Source organism: Limnothrix sp. FACHB-406 (assembly GCF_014698235.1).
Classification (GTDB): Bacteria; Cyanobacteriota; Cyanobacteriia; order CACIAM-69d; family CACIAM-69d; genus CACIAM-69d.
In genome coordinates this window covers 2,501-5,273 of sequence record NZ_JACJSP010000036.1, presented here as the reverse complement: position 1 = coordinate 5,273, position 2,773 = coordinate 2,501, and the positions used below count along the sequence as shown (strand labels likewise).

The 2,773-nt window shown below is 51.9% G+C and carries 1 tRNA gene and 2 rRNA genes (1 of these 3 only partly in view); all 3 read left to right on the top strand.

Annotated elements, in window-relative coordinates:
- The first annotated feature begins 328 nt into the window (after positions 1-328).
- A 16S ribosomal RNA gene (locus H6G53_RS18470) occupies positions 329-1,814 on the top strand.
- A 132-nt stretch (positions 1,815-1,946) separates the two neighbouring features.
- Positions 1,947-2,020: transfer RNA gene (locus tag H6G53_RS18465), tRNA-Ile, on the top strand.
- A gap of 217 nt (positions 2,021-2,237) precedes the next feature.
- Positions 2,238-2,773, top strand: a 23S ribosomal RNA gene (locus tag H6G53_RS18460); it runs 2,277 nt beyond the window's last position.
- The 16S and 23S rRNA genes sit together here with 1 tRNA gene alongside, the layout of an rRNA operon.

The following is a 2,773-nucleotide window of genomic DNA, read 5'->3' as shown; positions in this document are numbered from 1 at the left end:
GTAAGGGAGTTTGGGGAATTTGGGGAATGTGCGCGAAAATTTTTTTTCAAAAAGTGTTGACAAGTTCGAGAAAGGTTGTTAATTTAATAAAGCGCTGAGGGGGAAGCGAAAGCGAAGCGAACCGGAAACGGCAGCGAGCGAAGCGACCGAGGCGCGGTGAACCTAGACAAAAGAATAAGTTTGAGAGCCATTAAAGCACAAAAGCCTCGTCAAAGCAACTTAAAAAGTCGCAAGACGAGTTCCGGTGAAAACTGGAGCTAAATGAAACTCTTCTTCTCTAGAAAATTCCAAGACTAAGGTCAAGGAATTTTCAAAAACAGAGAAACCTAACATGGAGAGTTTGATCCTGGCTCAGGATGAACGCTGGCGGTATGCTTAACACATGCAAGTCGAACGAAGTCTTCGGACTTAGTGGCGGACGGGTGAGTAACGCGTGAGAATCTGCCTTCAGGTCGGGGACAACGACTGGAAACGGTCGCTAATACCCGATGTGCCGAGAGGTGAAAGGTTAACTGCCTGAAGATGAGCTCGCGTCCGATTAGCTAGTTGGTGGGGTAAGAGCCTACCAAGGCAGTGATCGGTAGCTGGTTTGAGAGGACAATCAGCCACACTGGGACTGAGACACGGCCCAGACTCCTACGGGAGGCAGCAGTGGGGAATTTTCCGCAATGGGCGAAAGCCTGACGGAGCAATACCGCGTGAGGGACGAAGGCCTGTGGGTTGTAAACCTCTTTTCTCAGGGAAGAAGATCTGACGGTACCTGAGGAATCAGCATCGGCTAACTCCGTGCCAGCAGCCGCGGTAAGACGGAGGATGCAAGCGTTATCCGGAATTATTGGGCGTAAAGCGTCCGCAGGCGGTCTCGTAAGTCTGTCTTTAAAGCGTGGAGCTTAACTCCATAAAGGGGATGGAAACTGCGAGACTAGAGGTAGGTAGGGGTAGAAGGAATTCCCAGTGTAGCGGTGAAATGCGTAGATATTGGGAAGAACACCAGCAGCGAAGGCGTTCTACTGGACCAAACCTGACGCTCATGGACGAAAGCTAGGGGAGCGAAAGGGATTAGATACCCCTGTAGTCCTAGCCGTAAACGATGGACACTAGGTGTTGCACGTATCGACCCGTGCAGTGCCGTAGCCAACGCGTTAAGTGTCCCGCCTGGGGAGTACGCTCGCAAGAGTGAAACTCAAAGGAATTGACGGGGGCCCGCACAAGCGGTGGAGTATGTGGTTTAATTCGATGCAACGCGAAGAACCTTACCAAGGCTTGACATCCTGCGAATCCTGGCGAAAGTCGGGAGTGCCTTCGGGAGCGCAGAGACAGGTGGTGCATGGCTGTCGTCAGCTCGTGTCGTGAGATGTTGGGTTAAGTCCCGCAACGAGCGCAACCCACGTCCTTAGTTGCCAGCATTCAGTTGGGGACTCTAGGGAGACCGCCGGTGACAAACCGGAGGAAGGTGTGGATGACGTCAAGTCATCATGCCCCTTACGTCTTGGGCTACACACGTACTACAATGGTCGGGACAGAGGGCTGCAAGCTCGCGAGAGCAAGCTAATCTCGTAAACCCGGCCTCAGTTCAGATTGCAGGCTGCAACTCGCCTGCATGAAGGAGGAATCGCTAGTAATCGCAGGTCAGCATACTGCGGTGAATACGTTCCCGGGCCTTGTACACACCGCCCGTCACACCATGGGAGTTGGTTTTGCCCGAAGTCATTACCCTAACCGCAAGGAGGGGGATGCCTAAGGCAGGGCTGATGACTGGGGTGAAGTCGTAACAAGGTAGCCGTACCGGAAGGTGTGGCTGGATCACCTCCTTTCAGGGAGACCTTACCCACCTCAACTCGAAAGCACAAAGCAAATAGAGAGAGGATTGGTCAACCTAGGTCGGTCGAGGAATTTGTGTGGCTCTCAAACTTGTCTGGGTTTACTTCTAAGAAGAAGGGAAACGAGGGCTATTAGCTCAGGTGGTTAGAGCGCACCCCTGATAAGGGTGAGGTCCCTGGTTCGAGTCCAGGATGGCCCACCTTCAAAACGCTCAAGAGAGAGATACCTCTTGGGGTAGCTTCATCTCTAAAAACAGATTTCTGCATCAGGAAGTCGAAAGTTTTGCCTTCAAAGAAGAAAGAACATGAGTTCAGCAACTTCTAACGATTCAGAAGCCTGCTGAACTAGTGTTCAGCCAGAACCTTGAAAACTGCATAGCAACAAAAGCCAAAGCAAGGTAGTCGAGAGTCAACAGCGATCAAGCTACAAAGGGCTCACGGTGGATACCTAGGCACACAGAGGCGAAGAAGGACGCGAATACCGGCGAAACGTCTCGGGGAGCTGGAAATAAGCATTGATCCGAGAGTATCCGAATGGGGCAACCCTTAACACGGTCAACTGAACACATAGGTTGACACGAGCCAACCCGGTGAATTGAAACATCTTAGTAGCCGGAGGAAGAGAAAGCAAACGCGATTCCCCTAGTAGCGGCGAGCGAAGCGGGAACAGCCTAAACCAGAGGTTTTTACTTCTGGGGTTGTGGGACGGCAATGTGGACTTGGCGAACTAAGCGAAGTAGTTGAAAGCTACACCAAAGAGGGTGAAAGTCCCGTAGTTGAAAGTTCAAAGAGCCTAGCCGGATCCCGAGTAGGCCGGAGCACGTGAAATTCCGGTTGAATCAGCGAGGACCACCTCGTAAGGCTAAATACTCCTGTGTGACCGATAGCGAAAAGTACCGCGAGGGAAAGGTGAAAAGAACCCCGGGAGGGGAGTGAAATAGAACATGAAACCG